Origin of the sequence: Brevibacterium permense (assembly GCF_025506275.1) — a bacterium.
In the GTDB taxonomy this organism is placed as follows: Bacteria; Actinomycetota; Actinomycetes; order Actinomycetales; family Brevibacteriaceae; genus Brevibacterium; species Brevibacterium permense_A.
Genome location: NZ_QYCP01000050.1, coordinates 1 through 861 on the forward strand (window position 1 = coordinate 1; position 861 = coordinate 861).

Genomic DNA, 861 nt, shown 5'->3' on the forward strand with positions numbered 1-861 from the left:
CCCCGAGGCGGCCCCGCCCACCGCGGAAGCCCGACGTCGGCGTCGGACGAAGTCCAGGGACGTGATCAACTTCGGGCCCCGCCTCGGCGCGCGTCCTTGGATCTTCGCTGCGGGGATCAGTCTCGGCCTGGCTACGGGGGTGAAATGGTCGGGTCTGTATGCACTGGCGGCGTTCGGGATTCTGCTCGTCCTGTGGGATGTGCATTCGCGGTATCGGGCCGGGGTCGTGCATCCGTGGCTGGGCATGTTCATCCGCGACAGCATTCCCTCGTTCTTCAAGCTCGTGCCGATCGCGCTCGTGACCTATGTGACGTGCTGGACCGGGTGGATCCGTTCGGATGATGCGTGGGACCGACAGTGGGCTGCGGATAATTTCGGCTGGTGGCGTGCGCTGCCGGAGTGGTTGGATTGGCTGCCGTCTCTGGCGCACTATCACTACACGGCGTACTCGTTCCATGTCGGGCTGGACTCGGAGCATCCGTACATGTCGAACCCGTGGGGTTGGATCGTGCAGTGGCGGCCGACGTCGTTCTACTACGAGTCATACGACCGAGGCGATATGGGGTGCACGGTCGCGAAGTGCTCCTCGGCGATCACCTCGGTGGGCAACCCTGTGGTCTGGGGCCTGGCCGCCTTGGCTGTGCTCGTCTGCCTCGTCGTGTGGATCATCCGCCGGGACGTCCGCCCGGCCGTCATCCTTGCCGGCCTGGCAGCGACCTGGCTTCCGTGGTTCGCTTACCAGGAGCGGACGATCTTCACCTTCTACACCATCGTCATGGTGCCGTTCGTGGTGCTTGCGGTGACGTATTGCCTGACCCTCGTTTGGGGTCGGGCGCCCGTTAGTGGGCGAGCGCCCGGGGG

1 protein-coding gene is annotated in these 861 nt (G+C 65.4%); it reads left to right on the top strand.

Annotated elements, in window-relative coordinates; genetic code table 11:
* A partial coding sequence (locus D3I60_RS01490) for a phospholipid carrier-dependent glycosyltransferase (RefSeq protein ID WP_262774353.1) occupies positions 1-861 on the top strand: 861 nt, incomplete at both ends.